At 60.8% G+C, this 23,579-nt stretch carries 22 protein-coding genes; 13 read left to right on the top strand and 9 right to left on the bottom strand.

Annotation, left to right across the window (positions count from 1 at the left end; all coding sequences use genetic code 11):
• Positions 1 to 129 precede the first annotated feature (129 nt).
• Both mscL and NNA36_RS02090 read left to right on the top strand, forming a co-directional pair.
• Complete coding sequence (gene mscL, locus NNA36_RS02095; protein ID WP_255103772.1) at positions 130 to 564, top strand: large conductance mechanosensitive channel protein MscL; 435 nt, start codon at positions 130 to 132, stop codon at positions 562 to 564.
• A gap of 90 nt (positions 565 to 654) precedes the next feature.
• Positions 655 to 1,461, top strand: a complete 807-nt coding sequence (locus NNA36_RS02090; protein ID WP_255103771.1) for a mechanosensitive ion channel family protein — start codon at positions 655 to 657, stop codon at positions 1,459 to 1,461.
• A gap of 102 nt (positions 1,462 to 1,563) precedes the next feature.
• Here NNA36_RS02090 and ald read toward each other — a convergent pair whose 3' ends face one another.
• Positions 1,564 to 2,679 (bottom strand): alanine dehydrogenase, encoded by a 1,116-nt coding sequence (gene ald / locus NNA36_RS02085; protein WP_255103769.1) that lies wholly within the window; start codon positions 2,677 to 2,679, stop codon positions 1,564 to 1,566.
• Between the two features lie 140 nt (positions 2,680 to 2,819).
• Here ald and NNA36_RS02080 point away from each other — a divergent pair, with 140 nt between their 5' ends.
• Positions 2,820 to 3,278: an Lrp/AsnC family transcriptional regulator gene (locus NNA36_RS02080; RefSeq protein ID WP_255103768.1), complete on the top strand. Its 459-nt coding sequence runs from the start codon at positions 2,820 to 2,822 to the stop codon at positions 3,276 to 3,278.
• Here the strand turns inward: NNA36_RS02080 and NNA36_RS02075 are convergent.
• A complete protein-coding gene (locus tag NNA36_RS02075; RefSeq protein ID WP_255103766.1) occupies positions 3,275 to 4,249 on the bottom strand; it encodes a P1 family peptidase in 975 nt (324 codons plus the stop codon). The two genes, NNA36_RS02080 and NNA36_RS02075, sit on opposite strands and share 4 nt — an antisense overlap.
• 284 nt (positions 4,250 to 4,533) lie before the next feature.
• Between NNA36_RS02075 and NNA36_RS02070 the strand changes: the two genes are divergently transcribed.
• A complete protein-coding gene (locus NNA36_RS02070; protein ID WP_255103765.1) occupies positions 4,534 to 5,778 on the top strand; it encodes an aminopeptidase P family protein in 1,245 nt (414 codons plus the stop codon).
• Positions 5,779 to 5,910: 132 nt separating this feature from the next.
• Here the strand turns inward: NNA36_RS02070 and NNA36_RS02065 are convergent, their stop codons facing one another.
• On the bottom strand, positions 5,911 to 7,032 hold the full coding sequence (locus NNA36_RS02065; RefSeq protein WP_255103763.1) for a serine/threonine protein kinase: 1,122 nt from the start codon (positions 7,030 to 7,032) through the stop codon (positions 5,911 to 5,913).
• Between the two features lie 218 nt (positions 7,033 to 7,250).
• Positions 7,251 to 7,679 carry an organic hydroperoxide resistance protein gene (locus tag NNA36_RS02060; RefSeq protein ID WP_303623608.1) on the bottom strand — a complete coding sequence of 143 codons (429 nt, stop codon included), beginning with the start codon at positions 7,677 to 7,679 and terminating at the stop codon, positions 7,251 to 7,253.
• Positions 7,680 to 7,800: 121 nt separating this feature from the next.
• On the opposite strand from NNA36_RS02060, the gene NNA36_RS02055 reads away from it, so the two are divergent.
• From NNA36_RS02055 to NNA36_RS02020, 8 genes are all read left to right on the top strand, one after another.
• Positions 7,801 to 8,238 carry a MarR family winged helix-turn-helix transcriptional regulator gene (locus NNA36_RS02055; protein WP_255103760.1) on the top strand — a complete coding sequence of 146 codons (438 nt, stop codon included), beginning with the start codon at positions 7,801 to 7,803 and terminating at the stop codon, positions 8,236 to 8,238.
• 142 nt (positions 8,239 to 8,380) lie between these two features.
• On the top strand, positions 8,381 to 9,457 hold the full coding sequence (locus NNA36_RS02050) for a hypothetical protein (RefSeq protein ID WP_255103758.1): 1,077 nt from the start codon (positions 8,381 to 8,383) through the stop codon (positions 9,455 to 9,457).
• A 201-nt stretch (positions 9,458 to 9,658) separates the two neighbouring features.
• The gene (locus NNA36_RS02045) at positions 9,659 to 10,783 is read left to right on the top strand and encodes a hypothetical protein (RefSeq protein ID WP_255103757.1); all 1,125 of its coding nucleotides are present in this window, start codon (positions 9,659 to 9,661) and stop codon (positions 10,781 to 10,783) included.
• Between the two features lie 83 nt (positions 10,784 to 10,866).
• The gene (locus NNA36_RS02040; RefSeq protein ID WP_255103755.1) at positions 10,867 to 12,801 is read left to right on the top strand and encodes an ATP-binding protein; all 1,935 of its coding nucleotides are present in this window, start codon (positions 10,867 to 10,869) and stop codon (positions 12,799 to 12,801) included.
• A gap of 142 nt (positions 12,802 to 12,943) precedes the next feature.
• Entirely contained in the window at positions 12,944 to 13,261 is a 318-nt protein-coding gene (locus NNA36_RS02035) for a hypothetical protein (RefSeq protein ID WP_255103753.1), read from the top strand.
• On the top strand, positions 13,245 to 14,588 hold the full coding sequence (locus NNA36_RS02030) for a DUF6638 family protein (protein WP_255103751.1): 1,344 nt from the start codon (positions 13,245 to 13,247) through the stop codon (positions 14,586 to 14,588). The genes NNA36_RS02035 and NNA36_RS02030 overlap by 17 nt, the downstream gene beginning before the upstream one ends.
• Positions 14,589 to 14,591: 3 nt before the next feature.
• Complete coding sequence (locus NNA36_RS02025) at positions 14,592 to 14,858, top strand: hypothetical protein (RefSeq protein ID WP_255103749.1); 267 nt, start codon at positions 14,592 to 14,594, stop codon at positions 14,856 to 14,858.
• Between the two features lie 13 nt (positions 14,859 to 14,871).
• A complete protein-coding gene (locus NNA36_RS02020) occupies positions 14,872 to 15,525 on the top strand; it encodes a DUF1523 family protein (RefSeq protein ID WP_255103747.1) in 654 nt (217 codons plus the stop codon).
• Between the two features lie 17 nt (positions 15,526 to 15,542).
• Here NNA36_RS02020 and NNA36_RS02015 read toward each other — a convergent pair whose 3' ends face one another.
• The 5 genes from NNA36_RS02015 to NNA36_RS01995 all read right to left on the bottom strand — a co-directional run bounded on the left by NNA36_RS02015 (position 15,543) and on the right by NNA36_RS01995 (position 22,060).
• Positions 15,543 to 16,493 (bottom strand): YeiH family protein, encoded by a 951-nt coding sequence (locus NNA36_RS02015; protein ID WP_255103746.1) that lies wholly within the window; start codon positions 16,491 to 16,493, stop codon positions 15,543 to 15,545.
• 61 nt (positions 16,494 to 16,554) lie between these two features.
• The gene (gene xsc / locus NNA36_RS02010) at positions 16,555 to 18,330 is read right to left on the bottom strand and encodes a sulfoacetaldehyde acetyltransferase (RefSeq protein ID WP_255103744.1); all 1,776 of its coding nucleotides are present in this window, start codon (positions 18,328 to 18,330) and stop codon (positions 16,555 to 16,557) included.
• A 116-nt stretch (positions 18,331 to 18,446) separates the two neighbouring features.
• Entirely contained in the window at positions 18,447 to 19,904 is a 1,458-nt protein-coding gene (locus tag NNA36_RS02005; protein ID WP_255103742.1) for a PLP-dependent aminotransferase family protein, read from the bottom strand.
• Positions 19,905 to 19,968: 64 nt separating this feature from the next.
• Positions 19,969 to 20,559: a GNAT family N-acetyltransferase gene (locus NNA36_RS02000; RefSeq protein WP_255103741.1), complete on the bottom strand. Its 591-nt coding sequence runs from the start codon at positions 20,557 to 20,559 to the stop codon at positions 19,969 to 19,971.
• A gap of 100 nt (positions 20,560 to 20,659) precedes the next feature.
• The gene (locus tag NNA36_RS01995; RefSeq protein ID WP_255103740.1) at positions 20,660 to 22,060 is read right to left on the bottom strand and encodes an aspartate aminotransferase family protein; all 1,401 of its coding nucleotides are present in this window, start codon (positions 22,058 to 22,060) and stop codon (positions 20,660 to 20,662) included.
• A gap of 414 nt (positions 22,061 to 22,474) precedes the next feature.
• Here NNA36_RS01995 and NNA36_RS01990 point away from each other — a divergent pair, with 414 nt between their 5' ends.
• Entirely contained in the window at positions 22,475 to 23,464 is a 990-nt protein-coding gene (locus NNA36_RS01990) for an ABC transporter substrate-binding protein (RefSeq protein ID WP_255104387.1), read from the top strand.
• Positions 23,465 to 23,579: the final 115 nt, after the last annotated feature.

The raw sequence follows: 23,579 nt of genomic DNA, 5'->3' as shown, positions 1-23,579 counted from the left end.
CGTTGGCTTTGTGGGAAAGATAAGTGCTTTTTCCCATCATACCACGCCCATATCCGTGCGATGAGCAACATGGTACTCTGCGTCAGCGCAGAGACAAAGCGCGCGCGGGACAGGAAAAGGGAGAGTATCGTGCTTCAGGAATTCAAGGATTTCATTGCCAAGGGCAATGTGATGGACATGGCCGTCGGGATCATCATCGGCGCGGCCTTTACGGCGATCGTCAAGTCGATGGTCGGGGATCTGATCAACCCGTTTGTCGGGCTGTTCCTTGGCGGGGTGGATTTCACCAACCTTTATGTTGTGTTGTCGGGCGAGGTGGCCGCTGGTGCCAGCCTTGACGCGGCGCGCGAAGCGGGGGCTGCGGTGTTTGCCTACGGGGCCTTTATCATGGCGGTCATCAATTTCCTGATCATCGCCTTCGTGGTCTTCATGCTTGTGCGTTACGTGAACAAGGTGAAGGAAGCCGCGGCCAAGAAGGAAGAGGAGGCCCCGGCAGAGGAGGCCCCCGCCGGGCCGAGCGAGTTGGATGTGCTTCTCGAAATTCGGGATGCGCTGAACAAGTAACTGTGCAAAATGGCACGGGTATGGGTCCTTGCGGAGACGCGAGGGCCCAAATTTTTGGGAGGAACAGTTTTTGTTTCAAGGAGCGACTGAATGGAACAGTTGATTGAACAGGCCAACGGGTATGCCCCGCTGGTTGTTGCGGCCGCAAAGGCGCTGGTTGTTATCATCATCGGCTGGATGGTGTCTGGGCTGGTGAGCGGGTTTATCCGCCGCAAGGTGAACGCCAACCCCGAGATCGACGATACGCTGGGCAATTTCGCGGCGTCGATCATCCGCTGGGTGATCCTGCTGATGGTTCTGGTGGCCGTGCTTGGCCTGTTCGGGATCGAGGCGACCTCGCTTGTGGCGATGATGGGCGCGGCGACGCTGGCCATTGGTCTGGCGCTGCAGGGCACGCTGAGCGATCTGGCGGCGGGGTTCATGCTGATCCTGTTCCGGCCCTACAAGATCGGCCAATACGTGGATATCGGCGGGACGTCGGGCACGGTGAAGGAATTGAACCTCTTCGTGACCGAATTGGTGACGCCGGACAACATCCAGATCATCGTGCCGAACGGGCAGGCCTGGGGCGCGATCATCACCAACTATTCGGCGCATGACACCCGTCGTGTCGATCTGGTGTTCGGCATCGACTATGGCGATGATGCGGACAAGGCGATGGAGATCATCCGTGCCCAGGTGGATGCCGATACGCGCGTGTCGGGTGATCCCGAGCCGTGGATGCGTGTCACCAACCTTGGCGACAGTTCGGTGGATATCACCGTCCGCGTCTGGTGCGCGGCGGCGGATTACTGGGATGTGAAGTTTGCCCTGACCAAGACGGTGAAAGAGGCCTTTGACCGTGGCGGCATTTCGATCCCCTATCCGCATACGGTGGAGATCAAGAAGGCCGGGTGAACGCACGGCTTTCTGACGGAACAAAAAAGCGCCCCCGGTTGGGGGCGCTTTCTTTTTCGGCGGAGAGAGAGGAGGAAGTCCGCCGAAGATGGCCGAGCGAGGTTATTTGATAACCAGGCTGGGCGAGATCACGTCGAGCCCGAGTGCTTCGCCAACGGCGTAGTAGGTCAGCTTGCCAGCGTGGACGTTCAGACCGTTCAGCAGGTGCGGATCGTCGGCGCAGGCCTGTTTCCAGCCCTTGTTGGCGAGGTTCAGCATGAACGGCAGGGTCGCGTTGCCGAGGGCCTGGGTCGAGGTGCGGGCCACAGCGCCGGGCATGTTGGCAACGCAGTAGTGCATGATGCCGTCGACTTCGTAGATCGGGTCTGCGTGCGTGGTGGCCTTCGAGGTTTCAAAGCAGCCGCCCTGGTCGATGGCGACGTCTACCAGCACTGCGCCGGGTTTCATGTCGGACAGCTGCGCGCGCGAGACCAGTTTCGGGGCGGCGGCGCCAGGGATCAGGACTGCACCGATCACCATGTCGGCCTCGCGGACCAGCTCTGCGGTGGCACCGGCGGTCGAGTACTGGTTCTTGAACTCGCGGCCGAACACGTCGTCGAGATACTTCAGACGCGCCAGCGAGCGGTCGAGGATGGTGACATCCGCGCCCATGCCTGCGGCAACCTTGGCGGCGTGGGTGCCGACAACACCGCCACCGATGACAACCACCTTGGCCGGGGCCACGCCGGGCACGCCGCCCATCAGGACGCCACGGCCGCCGTTGGCCTTTTGCAGGGTCCAGCTGCCGACCTGGGGCGCCAGACGACCGGCGACTTCCGACATCGGTGCCAGCAGCGGCAGGCCGCCGCGATCGTCGGTCACGGTTTCATAGGCGATTGCGGTACAGCCGGACTCGAGCAGGTCGTGGGTCTGGTCCGGATCTGGGGCGAGGTGCAGGTAGGTGAACAGCAGCTGGTCTTCGCGCAGCATCTTGCGTTCGACGGCCTGCGGTTCCTTGACCTTCACGATCATGTCGGCGGTGGCGAAGATTTCCTCTGCGGTGTCGATGATCACGGCACCGGCGGCGACATAGTCCTCGTCGGTAAAGCCGGCACCCATGCCGGCACCTTTCTGGATCACCACGTCATGACCGTTGTTGACGGCCTCGCGGGCGGCGTCGGGGGTCATCCCGACACGGAATTCCTGGGGTTTGATTTCGGTTGGGCATCCGATTTTCATTTGCGCGTCCTCCACATCTGCACTTTCCATCAGTGTGGAGAGAGTCGTTTGAAATGTGCTGCATATTTGAGCAGTTTATAAACGTGCATTTCGAAGAATCTTCGACTATAGGAGGAGAAAGCGCAAAAAGGTGTCGTCAAATGTCTCTTGATCAAACGGATCGTCGGATTCTCGGGGTGCTTCAGAAACGCGGCCGTATTTCTAATGCCGAGCTTTCGGACGAGGTGAACCTGTCGCAATCTGCCTGTCACCGACGGGTGCAGCGGCTTGAGAACGAGGGGTATATTCGCGATTATGTGGCCCTTTTGGATGCGCGCAAGATGAACGTGCCCGCGACGGTGTTTGTCGAGATCACGCTGTCCGGTCAGGCGGATGAGGTGCTGGATGCTTTCGAGAAGGCGGTGTCGCGTATTCCGGATGTGCTGGAGTGTCACCTGATGGCGGGGTCGGCGGATTATATTCTCAAGGTCGTGGCCGAGAACACGGATGATTTCGCGCGTATCCACCGCCAGTATCTTGCGCGGTTGCCCGGCGTGGCGCAGATGCAATCCTCGTTTGCCTTGCGGACGGTTTTCAAGACCACGGCCCTGCCGGTCTAGCGGTAGCAGGGGAGCGTATCGCCCGGGTGAGGCGTTGCTTGATAGACCGCACGCGCGATGGCACGGGCAAGGCAGGTGGCGGCGGCATGGCCGAGCCACAGCGTATCCTCGACCGGATTTATCAGCGGCTTGTCCGACGTTGAGACCGCGAAGACGAGATCGCCATCCATCGGGGTGTGCGACGGGACAAGGGCGCGGGCCATACCGTCGTGCGCGGCGGTGGCCATGCGGGTGCACTGGCTTTGGTCCAGCGTGGCATCGGTGGCGACAATGGCGATGGTCGTATTGGTGTTGTGGCTGGCCAGTTTGGTGGGCGGCAGGTGGGTCAGCGCAGAGGGCGCGGGGCCGTGGCCGCCGAACTCGTCCCCGATTTCGAAAGGGGCGGCCCAGAAATGGGTGTCATCCACGGTGGCGTCTCCTAGCGCGTTTACGGCCACGAGTGCGCCGACGGTATGGCCGGAGGGCAGCAGCATCGAGGCAGAGCCAAGCCCACCCTTGCGCGTGGCAAGCGTTGCGCCAAAGCCCGCGCCCTGGGTGCCGATGTCGAAATCGGTGCGGGCCGCGGCAAGCGCCGCTGCGCCAAGGTGTTTGTAGGGGTTTTCCGTCCAGCTTTTGTCGCCACCGTTCAGGAGGTCGAAGAGGATCGCGCCGGGGACGATGGGGACGGTCTGATCGCCAACGGCAAAGCCGCGGCCCTGCGTGCGCAGCGCGTCTGCAACGCCGGAGGCGGCATCCAGCCCAAAGGCAGAGCCGCCGGACAGGACAAGGGCATCCACCTGTTGCACGGTCTTGTCCGGCGCGAGGAGATCGGATTCGCGGGTTCCCGGTGCGCCGCCCATGACATGAAGGCCCGCGGTGAACGGCTGATCCGCGACAAGCACGGTGACACCCGTCTTGACGGTTGCGTCCGAGGCATTGCCGACCCTGAGGCCGGACACATCGGTGATGAGATTGCGCGGTCCTGTCTGCATGTCGCCTCTCCCCTTGGCATGGGGCCGACCCTAGCGGCTGGGCTGGCTGGTGCAAGAGAGATGGTTCAAATGCGACCTGCCTTTGGCGGGAATGGACTTGAGGGGAGGCTCTGGTTCTGGGAGGATCGTCAGCAAGCAAATGGCGATGGCGTCGCCACGTTTGCCGGCCAAGGTGCCCAAGCAAGCGCGCTTATCCATCCAGTCCTGAACGCCGGGACCTCTTTTGAAAGCACGCGCGTCAAAAGAGGGCCTGATGCCCGACGCGCTCTGAACTGGAGGTCAAAATGACTGCTATTCCTCGTTACCAAGATCTTGATGCGGCGGCTGCACGCCCGGATTTCTATCGTTTCCACAACGGAGAAAAGGCCGGTTTGCAGTTTTCCGATGACGAATACGCGGCGCGTGTCGCGGGCCTGCGCAAGATCATGGCCGAACAGGGTGTCGACGCGGCGGTGTTTTCGTCGATGCACAACATTTCCTATTACTCGGGCTTCACCTATTGCGCTTTTGGGCGGCCCTATGCGCTTGTCGTGACCGAGAGCGCCTGTGTTACCATCTCGGCGGGGATTGATGCCGGTCAGCCGTGGCGCCGTTGCTATGGCGACAACATCACCTATACCGACTGGCAGCGCGACAACTACTGGCGGGCAATCGAGAGCGTTTCCGGCTCGGGTCGTGTGATCGGTTATGAGGGTGACCACCTGAGCCTGATGCAGAAAGCCAAGCTCGACGCCTTCCTGTCGCCGTCGAAGACCGTGGACCTGTATGAAGCCACCATGCGGCAGCGTATGCATAAGTCGGCGGCCGAAATCGAGATGATCCGCGCAGGCGCGGCGGTGGCCGACGTGGGTGGCTATGCGATCCGCGATGCCGTCAAGGAAGGTGTGCGCGAGATCGACGTGGCAATGGCGGGCCGCGACGCGATGGAGCTGGAGATCGCCAAGCGGTTCCCGGATGCCGAATATCGCGACACCTGGGTCTGGTTCCAGTCGGGCATCAACACCGACGGGGCGCATAACCCGGTGACGGGGCGCGTTCTTGAACGGGGTGATATCCTGTCGCTGAACACCTTCCCGATGATCTCTGGCTATTACACTGCGCTGGAGCGGACCATGTTCGTGAAAGAGGTGGATGAGGCGAGCCTGCGCTATTGGGAAGCCAATGTCGGCGCGCACGAGCTGGGTATTTCCCTGCTGAAGCCGGGGGCGAGCTGTGCCGAGATCACCCACAAGATCAACGCGTTCTTTGCCGAGCGTGACATGCTTCAGTATCGCACCTTTGGCTATGGCCACTCGTTTGGTGTGCTGTCGCACTACTACGGACGCGAGGCCGGTCTGGAACTGCGTGAAGACATCGACACGGTGCTTGAGCCGGGCATGGTGATCTCGATGGAGCCGATGCTGACCATTGCCGACGGCAAACCGGGGGCAGGTGGCTACCGAGAGCATGACATCCTGGTGATCACCGAAGACGGCAACGAGAACATCACCGGCTACCCTTACGGGCCAGCGTTCAACGTCGTCGGCTGACGGAACGGGCCAAGGGTTTTCGAAAACCCTTGGCAAGAAAATTCGAATTTTCTTGCACGCTATGCGTTGAGGGGATCGAAAAAAGCCGCGTCCGGGGGGCGCGGCTTTTGCGTGTTTGTGACTATCCGTGGCTTACTGCTTGGGGAAGTAATCCTCGCAGTCGCCGTCGCGGTAGACATCGGCGGTACAGCAGTGCAGGCCGCCGCCAAAGGCATAGGCGTCGCGCAGGTCGACTTCGACCACTTCCATGCCCAGCTTGTCCATCTGTTCGGCCTGGTAGACTTCGGACTTTTCAACACAGACGGTTTTCGGATCAAGCACCAGCACGTTCATCGACAGCCAGGTCGAGGAATAGCACAGCGGCGGCGGGGTGTTGTGGGCGGGCTGGGCCGAGTCGACGATTTCCCAGCCGTTCCTGTTGAACATCTCGCGCTGTTCTTCCGGCAGGCGGCGTTGCGGGTTGTTCAGGATCAGACCCGGGCGCAGCGGGGTAAAGGTGGCGTCGATGTGGATCGGGTAGGGATCGCCGGGGAAGTTCACCGTGTGCACGCGGTGCTCCGGGAAGTGACGGCGCAGCCATTCGATGCCCTTGAGGTTGGTGGTAAAGCCGTGTTGCACCACCAGGTCCTTGCCGAAACGCAGCACGTCGGCAGCATCAAAAAGCGGTTCTTCCTCGGTGGTGACAAAGAATTTCTCTTCGGCCCATTTCAGGCGCTGCGCCACGCCGATTTTCTCGGACAGGTAGTCGGGGTGATAATCCGCGTCTGTCAGGCGCGGCTTGGGGGCGGCCTCGTGGCGGAAGTTCGGGTCTTCGTCCCAGTATTGCTGCATGAGCGGGCGGTAGTTCAGGTATTCGAACCAGCGGCAGCGGTAGGACATGGTGGCTTCGAGGATTTCGTGGCCGACGGTCAGCAGCACGTCGCGCGGCGGCATGCAGCCGAACTGGCTGTCGGTGTGAAAATCTGGGGTGGTGGCGGGCAGCGAATGGTCGATCGGTGTCGGGCGGTCGACGCGGATGCCGCGTTTGCGCAGCTGATCGGCAAAGCCGTCGAGCAGTTCGTTGGCGCGGTCGATGGTTTCCTGCGGGCGGCGGCCCCATTGGCCGCGCATGTCGCTGTCTTCCGGCACTTTTGCATCGAGTGCGGGTTCTTCCGGCGGGATGTGGCAATCATCGGCACGCCCCACGATCACGTGGCGCAGCGTGTCCCATTCGTTCCAGCTTTTGACTTCGGTTTTGTCCGGCGACCAGGCCATGAACGCTCTCCTGTTCTGCGGGAGAGGGCAGCGGGGCCTTCAATCTCCCGATTGAAAGTCCCGGCGTACAGGAACATGAAATGCGGCAAGAGCAAACGCGCTCTCCGGCGACGCCATCGCCGTGTGCTCGAGGCGTAGATATAGCATCGACGAGGGAGGCGGGGAAGATGATTCAGAGGCCCGCATGTCGCGGGCCCCGGGAGAGCATTGGCCGTGGATCAGGCCAATACCGGCGTGATGTCCAACGCACCGCGGGTGGCGTTGCTGTAGGGGCAGGTTTCATGCGCGAGAGCAACAAGTTTTTCCGCCACGTCGCGATCAACGCCGGGCAGGGCGACCTTGAGGCCAACCTCGAGGGCAAAGCCGGGCTCGTCCTTGCGCGGGCCGATGCCGACCGATGTCGTGACCTCTGCATCCGAGGGTAGGGCGATTTTTTGCTGCATCGCGATGAACTTGAGTGCCGACAGGAAGCACGCCGCATAGCCGGCAGCGAACATCTGTTCGGGGTTGGTGCCTTCACCGCCTGCGCCGCCCAGTTCCTTGGGAGTGGAGAGCGCGACGTCCAGCAGGCCATCCTGCGATACGGCACGGCCTTCGCGACCGCCGGTTGCCGTTGCGGAGGTGGTGTAGAGAGTTTGGGCAAGCATGGGTGTCTCCATTTATATCGTGTGCGATTTAATTGTGAGCGATGTAAAATGTCGTGCACGATTCGTCAATAGTTGCGATTTGGTCGTGTGCGATTTATTTAAGGCACTGAAAGGAGCTGCCATGACCGGGACACGCGACATACTGGACGAGATGATCTGTTTCGAAGTCTACAACACCGAGCATGCCTTTACGCGGCTCTACAAGGGGATGTTGAAGGACATGAACCTGACCTACCCGCAGTTCCTTGTAATGCTGCTGTTGTGGCAGGAGGATGGGCAGATCGTGAGCGCCATCGGCAAACGCCTTGGGTTGGAGTCGAACACCCTGACCCCGCTGTTGAAGCGACTTGAGAAAGCAGGTCTTGTTACGCGTGTGCGCGATCCGGAAGATGAGCGCCGCGTCCGCGTTTCTCTGACGTCTGAGGGCAGGGCCCTGCGTAGTAGGGTCAAGGGGATCGAGACCTGCCTGATCGAGGCAACGGGCATGGACATGGAAGAGTTGCGCGTATTGCTTGGGTCCCTGCGCAAGTTGCGCAAGAACCTGCAGTCTGCGGCATAGGCTACGCCCCCAAAACCCAACAATCCCTTTCCTTTGCAGTGCGCATTTGCAACACTTTTGGCAAATGCGGATCGGGGTGGATGTAAATCTGATTAACACTCCCCATATCCGTCTCAACTAATTGAGAACAAGGGAGAGTTTCATGGCAAATTTTGAATCACAAGTGCGCGAATCCCAGGAACAGGTGGCGGCGGCGCAGGCCAAGATCGCCGAGTTGACCAGCCGGATCGAAACCGCGCGGGCGAAGATGAAAACCGGTGACGACATTTCCATCGACATCGAGAATGCGACGCTGGATGACGTGCACGCCCATACCGACGTGATGAATGCCAACATCGCCGAGCTGATCATGGGGCTGGATGACGTGACCGCGGCCTTTTCCAAGGACTTCGACGCGATGCGCGACAAGACCGGCTGGGAGAGTTTTGTCGGCATCTTCAGCCGTGGCAAATCCGAGAGCATGCGTCAGGAGCGGATGAAAACCGCCAATATCGACGACAAGCTGCAGGACCTGATTGCCAAGTCGGACGTGATTACCAACCTTCTGGAAGGCCAGCTGAACGTGCTGACCGAGCAGAAGGAAAAGGTGGAGGCGAACCTGACCGAGACGCTGGACGAGCGCGAGATGACGGTGGGTGAGCTGGAAAGCCTGCGGGCCGAGATTCTTGGCATGGACCCGAAGATCATCGAGGTCGAGAACAAGATCGCGGTGGAACAGGATGCGGCGGCCCGTACCAAGCTGGAGACCGAGCTGGCGGACCTGAACAAGGCCTATAACGAGCTGGTGCAGCAGGAGCAGGTGAAGCTCGCCAAGAGCCAGACGCTGGAGCGCTATATCGAGAAGGGCAAGACCTGGGTCGACTCGTTGCAGAACCAGGCGGCGACGCAGATGGTGCTGATCAACAAGTTGCAGACAGACACCAAGCAGCGGGTTGTGCTGTATGATGCGCTGACCAAGTCATTGAAGACGGCGCAGCAGCAGGATGTGGCGCACAGGATCAACGAGATCGGCGTGGAGACCGACAAGGAGGCGCAGGCCTCGATGGCGGCGATTGGCACGGCGACAAACCAGCGGATGGCGGACATGCTCGAGGCGCACGAGGGCCACATGGTCTTTGCCCGTGACGTGCTGGAGGCCAAGGCCAAGGCGGATGAACGCTTTGCCCGCCGGTTCCAGAAGATCGTCGAGAAGCACGACAAGAACCTTTACGGGGCGTAAGAGCGCGTGATCAACACAGGATCGCGCCCGGCACCGAGGGCGGCTGTCTGCTTGGTGGTTGCCTGCCATGATTGTTTGGCGGACGTGCTTGGCATGGCCGTTTCAAAATCGCACCCGCCCTGGGGGGCGGGGTCGGGCGCGATCCGGTTCGCAAGCGAACCGGGGATTCTGGATGATGCTAGGGTAAAACGGTGACCCAAAATGACTGAGACCCAAACCGCGGACCATAAGGCCCTGCGCGACACCTATGCGTCGCGGCGGTACTTCAAGAAGTTCGAGAAGATCACCGGGCACCTGACGCAGGTGGCGGCGGCGCAGGCGGCGGAGGGGCGCTTGGGCGGGACCGAGGTCAAGGTTCTGACCCGCTATCTCGTGCAGCTGTCCTTTACCTTCAAGGCGCTGGCCATGAAGTACCTGCTGGTCGGGCGCGAGACCGGGCGTTTCTTTGGCTCGTTGCAGATGGACGAGGTCGAAAGCGGCTTTCCGGTGTTCAACGAGTTGCTGGTCATGGCCAATGATGCACAGCAGGCCGACAGCCATTTGCGCAACATGCCGGATGATGCGGCGCTGAAGGACCAGATGCTGCGCAAGATCATCGGCGAGCGCGAGATTCCGACCAAGCTGCAATTCGCGCTGTCGCAGCGGCTTTATTATGAAGAGCTGATGCGCGGCGAGCTGTTCTGGGCACAGAACCATCCGGAGGCGCTTTGGCTGGAAACTATGGGCGAACGGCGGCGTCGCTATCTGGTACATTGGGCGGTCTATGACAGCCAGATCAACCTGCCGACGCTCTATCTCATGGAGGTCGAGGACAGCGGCCGCACGGCGCTGCCCAAGGACGAGCGGCGCTGGCCCGAGGCGCAGGCGCACCTGATGGGGCAGAGCCTAGGGGGATTGAAACTGGTGACGATTGCCAAGGGGTTTGACGAGAGTTTCGACGATCTGCATCCCAAGCGGCTTAAGCGGTATCACGTGGGGCCGATGTATTCCTCGGCCTTTACCCGCCAGAAGGGGCCGATCCGGGATGTGCTCGAGACTGCGCGGGCCCCGGCGGGCGAGGACTGGACCCTGGCCTGGACGGTTGAGGATCTGGAAAGCGAAAGCGTGCGCGAAGAGCGGGCGGGGTGGTTCTCGACCGTGGAGCGCGAGGTGTTTGCGCTTGATCCCTTCTCGGGGCGCGGGGTGGACACCGGCGCGACGCGGACCGAGCGCAGTATCATCATGCCGCAGCGCCCGTTTCAGGTGCTGGAAGAGCTGAACCCGCCGGGGTTTGGGGCGGTGACGAAATATGTGGTGAGCCCGCAGGGGCGGGTGCTGCGCTATTGAGGGGCGGCTGCGCCGCCATGCCTGCGGCGCGAGTATTTTTGGTGCATTGAAGAGATGCCGAGCGGAATTTTGTGGAGTGAGAGATGAGCCTGACAAGTGACCTGATGGAGCTGCGCGAAGAGGATATTCGCAAGCATTACGATGCGGCGGTGGGGATGCTGGACGGGTTTGACCACACGCCGCGGATAGCCAAGGGGCGCGAGATGGCGGCGCCGGAACGCTCAAGCGGGCTGGCCACGCGGCGGCGGTTCCGGTCGACCACACCGGGGCTGGTGACGCGTTCGACTGCGCGGCCCGAAGGGGTGCATCTGATCAACCGGATCGAGGCGGCGGATGGGGAAGACCCGCTGGTGTCGCCGGTGCAGGCCAATGTGATGAGCGGGTTGCGCCGGGCGCTGGCCATCGCGCTGGCCGTGGGGGAGAACGTGTCGGAGGCCTCGGGGCTGGATGACATGAAACGCGACAACCTTGCCGGCGCGCTGGGCGCGGATCGCAAGGCGGCGTTTTCGGAGTTGCTGACTGCCGAGGCGCTGGTGGTGGCGCATGTCTTTGCCAATGCCACGGCGTTTCTTCTGGCCCCCTACCTTGGCGAGGTCTCGGTCGAGGTGGGCGAGGTCGAGGAGGTTCTGACCGACAATGCCCAGCTGGCGTTGCACGGGCTGTTGTGGGAGCTGGATCAGGATATCGCGGCATTGGTGACGGATGAGGCGCGGCTGGTGGCCTGTGTCTGTGCCTTTGCCGAGCAGGTGATGGAAAAGGTGACCCTGCGGGCGCAGAATGCCGGGGGGCTTGGGGCCTTCGAGGGAGCGAGCTGGCGGGTGGAGGCGGATGACCTCACGCTGAACGGGTTCACCCCGGCGCGGGCGGGCAAGGGATCGACCCTGACCATGAGTTTCAAAAAGCCCAACGAGGTGGTGGGCAATCATATCGCCAAGTACCAGGCTATGAAGTTGGCCAAGATGCTGATGGCCTTTGATTTCGATCGCCGCCTCAACCCCTTTGCCGAGATGGGCGGGTTCATCTTTACCTTCATGGGGGATGGCGCGCCGGGCACGGGCAAGACGACGCTGATCCAGATGATGGCCGGGCTGATCAACGACTACTGTGGCGCGGCGGGTTATCCGTTCCGCTATCAGAACTTTGGCATCGACAATATCGACAGCTATCAGGGCAAGTCGGGCCAGAATGCCAAGGCCTTTGTTCAGAACGTGCTTGACCCGCAGGTGATCGGTTTTGGCACCATTGACGACATCGACCAGATCGCAGGCAAGCGCGGGGACAGACAGTCTTCGGCGGGGCAGCAGGAGGTGACCGCGGTCTTCATGGAGGCCTTTGCCGGGGCCAATACGGTGGTGCGCGGCAACTGTACCTTTGGCATGTTCTCGAACTATCCCGAAAACGTGGACGATGCCCTGCGCCAGCGGGCCGGGGCGCGGTTTCTCGTGGATGGTCCGCAGACACGCGAAGACTATATCGACATTCTCGCGCTTTTGATGGGCAAGAACCATGACATCCCGCTGGGTAGCCATGACCTGTTCGAGGCGCAGGCGATCCAGAAGGCGGTTGCAAAATCCTTCGAGGCGCATGGGCGGCCGCAGGAGGTGGGGCTGATGAACGTCTTTGACAGGGTGTCGGGCGAGGTGGGTGAACTGGACACGATTGCCAAGCTGGGCGCCTATCTCAAGGGCATACAGGAGGCCGACCCGCGTTTTACCGGGCGGGCGATCAAGAACATCACCGACGCCGTGAAGGTGCGGGCGATGGACTTTGAGCTGCCGGATGAGTGGATGGAGAACCCGGAGCTGTTCCTGTTCCAGCCCTATGAGCGCAAGAAGGACATGATCGGGGCGCTGCGGGTGCCGATCACGGTGGAGATGGTGGTGCAGGAGATCAACCGCTACGCGGATTCCGAGTTCCGCTATGCGGACAAGTCGGACGAGGTGGCGATTGAGAATATGGTGCGCGACTATGAGCGCCAGGAAGAGGCCAAGCGGCGGTATCTGGAGGGGAAATCCTGATGTGTGAAGTGCAACATCAGGGCAGTGCCAGACCGCGGGTGGGCGAGAAGCGCCCGCCGTTTTGTCCGAGACAAACCAAAGGTTTGATGTGGGCGGTCGGGCGCTGCCTGGCGGCAAGCGCCGGGCGAATTGGGAGTACTGCATGATCGGTTTGATCGCTCTTTTTGTGCCTATGCTGCTGGGAGCACCCATCGGAGGCTTTCTGGCGCTCCGCGCTCGGACGCATGATAGGCGTTTTAAAAGTGTGCTTCTCGAGTACGTGGTAACCGTTGGTGTGATTGCGATCCTTCTTAGCTGGATGGCAGCAGATTTCCTGGACCCTCGGGATGGTCAAGCATCGCTGCGGCAGCATTTGGACTATGCGGGGATGCAATTCCTGCTGATGAGTTTATTGGCGTTTCCAGCGACGCTGTTGGGGTGGAAAGTAGGAAAAGGGAAAGCGGATGCACCGACTGATTGAACGCGGCCTGATGTTTGGGAACCTGATCGAGGTGTCTTCGCCGGTGCTGGTGGAACGCTATAACCGGGCGTTGGAGCATCTGACGGGCAAGCGCACGGGGCTGGAGGATTTCCACATCGACATCTCGGGCTATAGCCCCGAGATCGGTGACGAGCTGGAGGATCATCTCTACCTCAACCACGGGGGCTGTAACCGGCAGTTCATCCTGTTGACCACGGAACAGCGACATGCGCCGTTGCTGAATGCCAAGTTCTCGACCAGTCGCGAGATCCTGAAGCAGTTCATCACCGACAACGAGCCGCAATTGTTTGCCCTGACCGCGCGGGATGCGGTGGCGGGGGAGCTGGTGAACTCGGTCTTTTCGGTCAGCGCGCCGGAGCGGCTTTTTGATATCCGCAAGGTGGTGGTCGAGGCCGATACCACCGAGGGCACGCTGCGCGACGCCGAACAGCTTGGCCGGATGGTAGACCGGTTCAAGGACGAGGAGGACGCCTGGTTCGATGATGTGCTGATCGCCGAGATGATCGGTCTGGCCAAACGTACCGGAGACGTGACCCGCAACCCGGTGCGGCTGCGTCATGCGGAATTCGGGCAGGAGGATTTCTGGACGGCGCATTTCGGCGGGCTCTACCTGTTTCGCGGGGTCGAGCATCCGGCGCTGATTGCCCGGCAGGACACGGCGGCGCTTGGGGCGCTGCCGATCAAGCACCGGTTCGATTTTTCCGAGCGCAACCGGATTGCGCGGTTCCTTGAGCTGAACGATCTGGTCGAGCCGATCGTGAAGGCGCGGGGCATTGATGCAGGGGCAATCCTGCGACAGAAGATGGATTTCATCGTGGTTGACGCGGCGCAGGAGGCGGGTGTGGACCTGACGGGGGCGACACGGCGGGACATTCGCGCCTTGGCGCGCAACCACGCCGACCAGTTGCCGGCCGAGTATCACGGGCTGCGGCAGTTGCTGAACTGGGCCGAGAGCGGTGGGCCGTGGCCGCGCATCACCTCGGATCATCCGGCCTATTTCTATACGCTGCGTGCCGCAGACAGGCCGCAGCAGGATCTGGTGAACATGCTGTTGTCGGAGCTTGCGCCCAAGGACGTGCGGCAGCTGTTCATCTGTCACAAGGAGGTCTTCTACCGTCTCTATGCGACGTGGAGCGAGACCAAGAAATCCTATGTGGCGGATTTCCTCGACCGCGAGTATCAAGCGGACAAGGCCGGTGCGCGGGCGGCGCTTTTCGGGCATGATGCCCCGATGGACACCCCGCCACAGCCACCGCGCGAGGACCTGATCCAGCGTGTTGGCCCCTGGGGCGCGGTAAGGAGGTAGAAGATGTTTGCACTGCTGCGCCTGAGCGTGATCGGTTTCATCGTCCTGACGGTGATCTATGTCTGCCTGTCGTTCTATTCCCGCGCCGTGCGGCGGGGAAAGCTCGAGGCGGAATGGGAGGAAGAGGGCATGACCGGCGACCGGGATGCCTTTGTCCGGGCCGGTCTTGAGGACTATGACGGGTCTTTGCGCCGCAAGCTGATCCTTGGCGTCTATGTGGTGCCGGTCTGCATTGTGATCGCCTTGATCTATTTCACGAATTTCCACTAAGGGGGCCGAGGGTATGGTCTATGTAAAATGGGTTTTCTGGGGGCTGTTCTGGGTCTTCGTGGCGGGGTTCTTCCACTACACGCTTCCGCAGAACGATATTGTCCGGATCGCCGACACCTATGAAAAGCGGATCGACTTTGGCGAGAACTCGATCTTCTGGTCCTCGCCGGATGCCGGCAATGCCACGGGCACGGTGAACCGCGACGTGTTCTTCATCCAGGCGTTCTATGAGAACGAGCGCCCGATGGTCTATCGCAACGAGGATACTGGCTGGAGCTGGCCGCCGTATTTCAAGTTCGACACCGCGAACCTTCAGGCCGAGGCGACCGATCTGAAATCCACCAAGGAGGCGCCGAACTGGGTGGCGATCAAGCACTATGGCTGGCGCAACGAGTTCCTGTCGATCTATCCCAACGCGGTGGGTGTAAAGGCCGTCGCGGGGCCGGATGTGCGGATCATTCCCTGGCTCAACATCATTATCCTGACCCTGTTTGCCGCGGTGGCCTGGGCGGTTTACGTGCGCTGGCGCAGGTTCCGCGAGGCGCGGATCGATCCGGTGCTGGAGGATGTGAACGAGAGCCTTGAAGCGGCGGGCGACAACCTTGCCGAAAAGCGGGGCCGCCTGCGCCGCTGGCTCGACACCTGGAAGAGCAAGCCGCGCAGGTAAGGTTGCCCCTGTCGGGATCAGCTTAGCAGCTTGATCCCGGCGAGGATGAAGAGGGCGATAAAGAGCGTTTCAAAACTCAGGAGCGCGATGGCCGCGCCGCCCACTTTCAGAAGTTGCTTGATGTCTGTCTTCATGCCGACCGCTGCTATTGCCGTCAGCAGGAGCCAGCGGGAGGCGGTGGAGAGGATATCCACGACGAAGGCGGGGACGAGGTGCAGGGTGTTGAGACACGCCAGCACAAGGAACCCGATCACGAACCCCGGCAGGATCGGCGGCGAGTTTTCACCACTTGGCAGGGTCGCGAAGCGCCGGATGAGGAGCGACGCGACAAGCACGACCGGGGCAAGCATGGCAACCCGGATCAGTTTGACCAGCGTGGCCGTGTCACCGGTGGTTTCCGAAATGGTGAAACCGGCGCCGACCACCTGCGCGACGTCATGAATGGTGCCGCCAAGGAAAACCCCGCCCTGTACTTCGGAAAGGTCCAGCGCGCTGACTGCGATGGGATAGAGGATCATGGCGAGGGTCGACAGGATCGTGACGCCCATCACGGTGAAGATCAGGCGTTCCTCTGAGCGCTCGTCCCGCGGCAGGATCGCGGAGATGGCCATGGCTGCGGAGGCACCGCAGATGGCAACTGATCCGGCGGTCAGGAAGGCAAAGCGCCATGCGTGACCAAAGAAACGCGAGACCGCGAGACCGAAGGCAATAGTGGCCACGACCCCGGCAACGACGAGAAGGATAACGCTTGGGCCAAGGCCCATCATCAGATCAAAGCTGATGCGTGCGCCCAGAAAGGCGACCCCGAGGCGCAACAGCGACCGTGCGCCAAAGGCAACGCCGGGCACAGTACGGCCTTCCTGGCCCAGGAAATTCACGGCGATCCCAAGCAGCAACGCCAGCAGCATCGCGGGCGTTCCATAGTGTTCTGCAAGAAATTTGGCCGTGATCGCGACGATCACGGCCATGGTTACCCCTGGCGCCAACTCTTTGGATTGAGCGCGCCAGTGGTCGATGGATATGTTCACCTTAGCCTACCTGTTGCGGACGCATGTCGTCTTTGGAGATGCCTGCAACCTTGACCGGGTTTTTCATCGCATCGCGACGGAAGGGTTCACCCAGTTCCTGGTTGATCATGGCTTCGATCAGGGTGGTGATACCGTTCTTCTGGTCTTCCACGGCCTGGCTCAGGGCGGCGGTGAGTTCGTCCATGGTGCGGGCGACAACACCCTTGAGGCCGCAGGCCTGCGCGATGCCGGCATAGGACACCTGGGTGTCCAGTTCGGTGCCTACGAAGTTGTCGTCAAACCAGAGGGTCGAGTTACGCTTTTCGGCACCCCATTGGTAGTTGCGGAAGACAACCTGGGTCACGGCGGGCCATTCTTCACGGCCGATGGCGGTGAGTTCAGTCACGGCAATGCCGAATGCGCCGTCACCCGAGAAACCGACAACCGGAACATCAGGGCAGCCGATTTTCGCGCCGACAACCGACGGCAGACCATAGCCACAGGGGCCGAACAGGCCGGGGGCGAGGTATTTGCGGCCTTCCTCAAAAGACGGATAGGCGTTGCCGATGGCGCAGTTGTTGCCGATATCGGAGGAGATGATCGCCTCTTTCGGCAGGGCAGACTGGATCGCGCGCCACGCCATGCGGGGGCTCATCCAGTCGGGTTTGTCAGCGCGGGCGCGTTCGTTCCAGGTGGTGCCCGGATCGTCGTCTTCGTGGTCCATCGAGCTCAGTTGCTGGGCCCACGCGGACTTGGTGGTCGAGATCAGGTTGAGGCGATCATCGCGACCTTCGTCACCGGCGGTGTCCGACAGCTTTTCGAGGATCGAGGTGGCCACTTTCTTGGCGTCGCCGACGATGCCGACGGTGACCGGCTTGGTCAGGCCAATGCGGTCGGGGTTGATGTCGACCTGGATGATCTTGGCTTCGGTCGGCCAATAGTCGATGCCATAGCCCGGCAGGGTCGAGAAGGGGTTCAGACGGGTGCCGAGAGCGAGAACAACGTCGGCCTTGGAGATCAGTTCCATACCGGCCTTGGAGCCGTTGTAACCGAGCGGGCCAGCAAACAGCGGGTGCGAGCCGGGGAAGGCATCGTTGTGCTGGTAGCCGCAGCAGACCGGGGCGGAGAGGCGTTCGGCCAGAGCCTTGGAAGCTTCGATGGCGCCACCGATGACAACGCCGGCACCGTTGAGGATGACGGGGAACTTGGCGCTGGAGAGCAGGGCCGCTGCCTCGTCGAGGGCCTCTTCGCCGCCGGAGGGGCGTTCGAAGTCGACGATGGCGGGCAGGTTGATATCGACAACCTGGGTGAAGTAGTCACGCGGCACGTTGATCTGGGCCGGGGCCGAGTTGCGCTTGGCCTGCATGATGACGCGGTTCAGGACTTCCGCCATGCGCGAGGGATCACGCACTTCTTCCTGATAGCAGACGCAATCGGCGAACATGCGCATCTGTTCCATTTCCTGGAAGCCGCCCTGACCCATGGTCTTGTTGGCCGCCTGCGGAGTGACCAGCAAGAGCGGGGTGTGGTTCCAGTAGGCGGTTTTGACGGCGGTCACGAAGTTGGTGATGCCGGGGCCGTTCTGGGCAACCATCATCGACATCTTGCCGGTGGCGCGGGTGTAGCCGTCAGCCATCATGCCGCCCGATCCTTCGTGCGCACAGTCCCAGAAGGTGATCCCGGCTTCGCCGAAAATGTCGGAGATAGGCATCATCGCTGAGCCGATGATCCCGAAGGCATGCTCGATGCCGTGCATTTGAAGGACTTTTACAAAGGCCTCTTCGGTGGTCATTTTCATGGGGAATCACTCCTTGTTCGCGCGCGGCGGAATTGGCTGTTGTTGAACCCGAATTTACGATTCACTGGCGCTACTCGATAGGGCCAGAGTTTTTTGCAAAATAGGTCCAGTTGGTCTTATCCTTTGATGGCCTCGGCAATCAGGCTCACACCCTTGTGGATACGTTCGTTCGGAATGGATGAGTAGGCGAGGCGATAGAAGTTGCGGGGCCGTCCGCGGCCGTGGAAAAACGGGCGTCCGGGTTCGATCAGCACGCCGTTGGCCTGAAGTTTGAGGGCAAGTTTTTCGGTGTCGACGCCTTCGGGTGCGCGCATCCAGAAAGACGAGCCGCCATGTACCCCTTGTCCGGCAATTGTCAGGCCGTGTTCCTCGATGGCGTCGCGCATGGTTGTGCGGCGGACGCGCAGGGCCTCGCGAAGGCGCCGGATCAGCGCGTCGTAGTGGCCAAGTGACAGGAAGTATGCGGTGGTGCGTTGGATATGGCCGGGTGGGTGGCGCAGGATCGAGGCCCGTAGGGCGCGGGCCTCGCGAATGAAGGCTTCGGACCCGACGAGATAGCCGAGCCGCAGCCCCGGGAACAGGGATTTCGAGAAGCTGCCGACGTAGATCACCCGCCCGTCTGTATCGAGTGATTTCAGCGCCGGAGACGGGGCATCAAGGAAGGACATCTCGAACTCGTAGTCATCCTCGACGATCAACGCATCCAGTTCGCGGGCCCGTTCCAGAAGGGCATGACGGCGTGACATCGGCATGGTTGCCGCTGTCGGACACTGGTGGCTTGGGGTTGTGAAGATCACGTCGGTATCCGGCGGGATGTGATCCGGTTGAAGACCGTCACGATCAACAGGCAAAGGGGCAACGTGGCAGCGCGACTGGTTCAGGATGTCCCGCATGGCGTGGTAGCAGGGGTCTTCGATCGCGGCCATGCGACGTTGGGTGAGGAGAATCTGAACCGTCATCCAGAGGGCGTTTTGCGCACCGACCGTGATGAGGATTTCCTCGGGACGCGCAATGATCCCCCGGCGCGGCAGGGTGTTGCGGGCGATGAACTCGATCAGGCGCGGATCGTCGTGATCGTAGTAGTCGGTGGTCAGTGCCGTGAAGTCTTTCTGACCCAGGGCCTGAAGCGCACACAGGCGCCAGTTGGCATGGTCGAAAAGGGACGGGTCGGTCTGGCCATAGATGAACGGGTATTTGAACGAGGCCCAGTTCTGCGGCTTTTCGGGGGTGTCGCCACCGGTGAAGCGTTTGCCGATGGCGCGGGTCCAGTCGACCTGGTCTTCGCCGCGCGCGACGGGGGTGAAGTTTGGAGGGACCGGCGCGTTTTCAGAGACGAAATAGCCGGACCGTCCACGCGACGTAAGATAATCGTTCGCCAGCAGTTCGGTATAGGCCAGTGTCACGGTGATCCGGCTGATTCCGAGGTGGGTGGCGAGTTTGCGGGTTGATGGCAGTCGTTCTCCCACGCGAAAGCGCCCCGAGAGAATGCCCTCGGCGATCATCTGCTGGATCTGGGCCTGCAGGGTTCCCTGGAATTGGGGGTTGAGGAAGAAGGTTTCGACGGAGATGGCCATGAGCGTAGGTTAGTTTGGACTTACGGGCGGCGCAATCTGGTCTGACTGCGCCGCGAATTCACTTTTAGCTGCGTGGCTTCTGCAGCTGCCAGATCAGGTTGGCTTTTACTGTTGGCCACTCATTAGGCAGCACAGAGTAGACAGCGGTGTCACGTAGGGTGCCATTTGCCATGACGATGTGATTGCGGATCACCCCATCCAGTTTTGCGCCCAGTCTCTCGATCGCGCGGCGGGATTGGACATTGATGAAGTGCGTGCGGAACTCGACGGCGATGCAATCGAGCGTTTCAAAGGCATGTTGCAGCATAAGCAGTTTGCATTCGGTATTCATCGGGCCGCGTTGCACGGATTTGCGATACCAGGTCGAACCTATCTCGACGCGGCGGTTGGAACTGTCGATGTTCATGTAGGTGGTCATGCCTACGGCTTTGCCTTCTGGGGTGAAAATCGCGAACGGCAACATCGAGCCATTGCTCTGCAGGTTAAGGCGACGGTCAATCTCGGCCGACACATCATCCGGGGCGGGAATCATCGTGTACCACAGGCGATGGAGGTCACCGTCGGCCGAAGCTTCGGCCAGATCAGTGGCGTGAATGTGATCCAGTGGCGCAAGAGCAACGTGTTGACCTTGCAGAGAAACGGGGGCGGGCCACATCTTTGGGTATCCTTCTTGTTGAGTTCTGGATGCCAGATGTAGAAAAGACGGCCCATTGGAAAGGGCCGACTCTGTGACTTTTAACCAGACCAATTAGCCGTTAGCCAAAGACCTTGGTCAGGGCTTTGTCGACGGCGTCGGTGATCGCGTCGATGTCGTCCGCAGTGGCAATCAGCGCCGGCGAGAAGCACAGCACGTTGTTGCGGCCCGGGATCGAGCGGTTGGCCGCGCCGATGATGACACCCTGAGCGCCACAATCGCCAACCACGGCCATCACATCTTTTTCGTCGACGGGTTCCTTGGTTTCGCGGTCTTTGACCAGCTCCATGCCAAGGAACAGACCCTTGCCGCGCACGTCACCGACGATTTCGTGCTTCTCCATCAGCGCCTGAAGGTTGCCCATCATGCGCTCGCCCATCTTGGTGCAGTTCTCGAGGAGGTTTTCCTCTTCGATGATCGCCATGTTTTCCAGTGCTGCTGCCGGGCCGGCGGTGCAGCCGCCGAAGGTCGAGATGTCACGGAAGTGGTTGAGCTTGTCGTCCGGGTTGTCCTTGAAGACGTTGAACACCTCTTCGGTGGTGACCATGCAGGCAATCGCCGCGTAACCCGAGGCGACACCTTTCGCCATGGTCACGAAGTCGGGCTTGATGCCGTAGTGCTGGTAGCCGAACCATTCGGTGCCGGTACGGCCAATGCCGCAGACAACTTCGTCGATGTGCAGCAGCACGTCGTACTGTTTGCAGATCTCCTGAACGCGCTCCCAGTAGCCTTCCGGCGGGGTGATGACGCCACCCCCTGCGGTGACCGGTTCGAGGCAGAGGGCGCCAACGGTTTCCGGACCTTCGCGCAGGATGACTTCCTCGATCAGGTTTGCGGCTGCGATGCCGAACTCGCGGCCCGACAGGTGCTCGAGGCCCAGTTCGTGCTTGCGGTATTCCATGCAGTGGGGGACGCGCACGAAGTCAGGCGCGAAGGGGCCATATTGCATGGTGCGCTCGTCCTGGCCGCCTGCCGACATGGTGGCGAGGGTCGAGCCGTGGTAGTCGCGGTCGCGGTAGAGGATCTTGGTTTTCTTGCCGCCGTATTTCTTGTGCGCGATCTGGCGCACCATCTTGAAGGCCTTCTCGTTCGCTTCCGAACCCGAGTTGGTGTAGTAGACGCGGCTCATGCCGGGCATTTTCTCGATCAGCTTTTCGGCAAACAATGCGCCGGGGATCGAGCCGCCGGAGTTGGCGAAGTAGCAGACCTTCATCAGCTGGGCGTGTACCGCGTCAGCAATGCGGGCGCGGCCATAACCGACGTTTACTGTCCAGACGGCACCGGAAACGGCGTCGATGTATTCCTTGCCGTTCTGGTCCCAGACGCGCATGTCCTTGCCTTCGATGATGATCCGGGGATCGCTGGTTTCGAAGGGCTTGTGCTGAGTCAGGTGGTGCCACACGTGGGCTTTGTCTGCAGAGACGACCCGTTCCAGATCGTTTTCGTTGAAGTTGCCGTCCATAGGGACACCTCGCTGTATTTATAGGCTTCGTTTCGAGTACATGGGAAAGAACCGGGAGAATCCGGTCTGTTCTTGGGATCATCCTCGCCAATATTTCCGGCACTTCAATAGGTCCAGTGACTTAGTTGATGTATGGCCAATTTGAGTTTCGGATGTTGCGCGAATTTTCCTTTCTGAAAGCTAAGTTATTGCAAATTTGAAACTTTTTACCCTGTGACCCGTCACGAAATCTCGTGGAAGCGACAACAGTTTCGCAGATGCGTGCAAAAAAACATTTGCTCGAAAGCTATGTTTCGCATCGAATTGGCATTGCGCAGGGTCAAGCACCTTTGCGCTCCTGCAAAGAGACGGAACGTCCTGCGGGAATTTCTGCAAAGCAATTCGCAGTTCAACACGGGAGAACTAAATATGACTATGAAGCGCAAGCTGACTGGTGCCGTTGCAGCCATGGCTCTGTTGGCCGGTACCCAGGCGATGGCCGAAGAGATCACCGTCGCCTACTTCCTCGAATGGCCGATGCCGTTCCAGTATGCCAAGGAACAAGGCACTTATGACGAAGCCATGGGCGTCAAGATCAACTGGGTCAGCTTTGACACCGGCACCGCGATGAGCGCGGCAATGGCATCGGGTGACGTGCAGCTTTCGGTAAGCCAGGGTGTGCCGCCGTTCGTTGTGGCAACCAGCGCGGGCCAGGACCTGCAGATCCTCGACGTGGCCGTGAGCTATGCGGACAACGACAACTGTGTCGTGGCCGAGGCGCTCGAGATCGACAAGGATTCGGCAGGTGAACTGGCTGGCAAGAAAGTCGCCGTTCCGCTGGGGACTGCCGCACACTATGGTTTCCTGAGCCAAATGAACCACTTTGGTGTGGACGTCGGTTCAATGGAAATCGTTGACATGGCACCGGCAGAAGGCGCGGTTGCGCTTGAGCAGGGCTCGGTCGACATGTTCTGCGGCTGGGGTGGTGCGCTGCGTCGTGCCAACGAGTTCGGCAACAACCTGTTGTCCGGCGCGGAAAAAACCGAGCTTGGCATCCTGGTGTTCGACGTGACTTCCGGGCCGGCGGGCTGGGTCGCCGAGAACGGTGAGCTTGTCTCGAAGTTTCTGAAAGTGACCGCTGATGCCAACGCGATGTGGGCCGACGAGGCAAACCACGCCAAGATGCTGCCGGTGATCGCCAAGGACGCGGGTATGGATGAAGAGGCCACCATGGCCACCATCTCGACCTTCACCTTCCCGACCGTGGATGACCAGCTGAGCGGTGCCTGGCTGGGTGGCAATGCGCAGACCTTCATGAAGGGCGTTGCCGATGTGTTTGTGGGTGCAGGCTCGATCGACTCGGCGCTTGATACCTATGAAAACGCTGTGAACACCGGGCCGCTGACCGCCGCCAAGGGCATGTAATTCTCCCGGGGGTTCGCCCGCCTTGCCGCGTCCCCTGCGGCATGGGCGGACCCTTGGAGCAAGCCCTCTCCAGGCTGACCCGCCTTTGAATCGGGTTGGCCAGAATCTCAAACAT

The organism is Shimia sp. CNT1-13L.2 (assembly GCF_024331145.1).
GTDB lineage: Bacteria > Pseudomonadota > Alphaproteobacteria > Rhodobacterales > Rhodobacteraceae > Shimia.
Note: the sequence above shows the minus strand (reverse complement) of the source record. Positions and strands in the feature narration are given on the sequence as shown.

What these genes read in the sequence shown, in the direction of transcription:
- NNA36_RS02090 (WP_255103771.1), top strand. Translation starts at nt 655, where the DNA reads ATGGAACAGTTGATTGAACAGGCCAACGGGTATGCCCCGCTGGTTGTT.
- ald (WP_255103769.1), bottom strand. Translation starts at nt 2,679, where the DNA reads ATGAAAATCGGATGCCCAACCGAAATCAAACCCCAGGAATTCCGTGTC.
- NNA36_RS02080 (WP_255103768.1), top strand. Translation starts at nt 2,820, where the DNA reads ATGTCTCTTGATCAAACGGATCGTCGGATTCTCGGGGTGCTTCAGAAA.
- NNA36_RS02075 (WP_255103766.1), bottom strand. Translation starts at nt 4,249, where the DNA reads ATGCAGACAGGACCGCGCAATCTCATCACCGATGTGTCCGGCCTCAGG.
- NNA36_RS02070 (WP_255103765.1), top strand. Translation starts at nt 4,534, where the DNA reads ATGACTGCTATTCCTCGTTACCAAGATCTTGATGCGGCGGCTGCACGC.
- NNA36_RS02065 (WP_255103763.1), bottom strand. Translation starts at nt 7,032, where the DNA reads ATGGCCTGGTCGCCGGACAAAACCGAAGTCAAAAGCTGGAACGAATGG.
- NNA36_RS02060 (WP_303623608.1), bottom strand. Translation starts at nt 7,679, where the DNA reads ATGCTTGCCCAAACTCTCTACACCACCTCCGCAACGGCAACCGGCGGT.
- NNA36_RS02055 (WP_255103760.1), top strand. Translation starts at nt 7,801, where the DNA reads ATGACCGGGACACGCGACATACTGGACGAGATGATCTGTTTCGAAGTC.
- NNA36_RS02050 (WP_255103758.1), top strand. Translation starts at nt 8,381, where the DNA reads ATGGCAAATTTTGAATCACAAGTGCGCGAATCCCAGGAACAGGTGGCG.
- NNA36_RS02045 (WP_255103757.1), top strand. Translation starts at nt 9,659, where the DNA reads ATGACTGAGACCCAAACCGCGGACCATAAGGCCCTGCGCGACACCTAT.
- NNA36_RS02040 (WP_255103755.1), top strand. Translation starts at nt 10,867, where the DNA reads ATGAGCCTGACAAGTGACCTGATGGAGCTGCGCGAAGAGGATATTCGC.
- NNA36_RS02035 (WP_255103753.1), top strand. Translation starts at nt 12,944, where the DNA reads ATGATCGGTTTGATCGCTCTTTTTGTGCCTATGCTGCTGGGAGCACCC.
- NNA36_RS02030 (WP_255103751.1), top strand. Translation starts at nt 13,245, where the DNA reads ATGCACCGACTGATTGAACGCGGCCTGATGTTTGGGAACCTGATCGAG.
- NNA36_RS02025 (WP_255103749.1), top strand. Translation starts at nt 14,592, where the DNA reads ATGTTTGCACTGCTGCGCCTGAGCGTGATCGGTTTCATCGTCCTGACG.
- NNA36_RS02020 (WP_255103747.1), top strand. Translation starts at nt 14,872, where the DNA reads ATGGTCTATGTAAAATGGGTTTTCTGGGGGCTGTTCTGGGTCTTCGTG.
- NNA36_RS02015 (WP_255103746.1), bottom strand. Translation starts at nt 16,493, where the DNA reads ATGGCCGTGATCGTCGCGATCACGGCCAAATTTCTTGCAGAACACTAT.
- xsc (WP_255103744.1), bottom strand. Translation starts at nt 18,330, where the DNA reads ATGAAAATGACCACCGAAGAGGCCTTTGTAAAAGTCCTTCAAATGCAC.
- NNA36_RS02005 (WP_255103742.1), bottom strand. Translation starts at nt 19,904, where the DNA reads ATGGCCATCTCCGTCGAAACCTTCTTCCTCAACCCCCAATTCCAGGGA.
- NNA36_RS02000 (WP_255103741.1), bottom strand. Translation starts at nt 20,559, where the DNA reads ATGTGGCCCGCCCCCGTTTCTCTGCAAGGTCAACACGTTGCTCTTGCG.
- NNA36_RS01995 (WP_255103740.1), bottom strand. Translation starts at nt 22,060, where the DNA reads ATGGACGGCAACTTCAACGAAAACGATCTGGAACGGGTCGTCTCTGCA.
- NNA36_RS01990 (WP_255104387.1), top strand. Translation starts at nt 22,475, where the DNA reads ATGAAGCGCAAGCTGACTGGTGCCGTTGCAGCCATGGCTCTGTTGGCC.